1 protein-coding gene is annotated in these 348 nt (G+C 52.3%); it reads right to left on the reverse strand.

Annotated elements, in window-relative coordinates; genetic code table 11:
• A partial coding sequence (locus OH455_RS23330; protein WP_269982952.1) for a hypothetical protein occupies positions 1–348 on the reverse strand: 348 nt, incomplete at both ends.

Below are 348 nucleotides of genomic sequence, written 5' to 3' on the forward strand. Positions count from 1 at the left end.
AAACACGTTGAGTCTTTCTTGCCTGATGGTCCCTTGCCCTTGCGCCACTAAGTGTTGCAGTGGTTGAGGTAAAGGTAAGTGATAGCGGCACAGAGTCGGCTCATTTTTATCGCGTGTTACTTGGCCGCTGAATAAGGTGTGAGCGGTAAAGTTCTGATAATCCGAGGGCGGAAAGCCGCTTTCGATGCTCAGGGTCACGGCTTCATTGTCATAAGCGTTGGGCAGCAGGATGGTCACCTCTTGTTTAAAATGGACGGTCGCGCTGTGGCTTGACTCCGCTCTATCAATACGTCGCGCAGTGGTGCGGAACTGGATTGACGGCTGGTTAAGCAAAGCCAGTAAGGCGTG

It is taken from the genome of Vibrio sp. T11.5 (genome assembly GCF_027587155.1).
In the GTDB taxonomy this organism is placed as follows: domain Bacteria; phylum Pseudomonadota; class Gammaproteobacteria; order Enterobacterales; family Vibrionaceae; genus Vibrio; species Vibrio neptunius.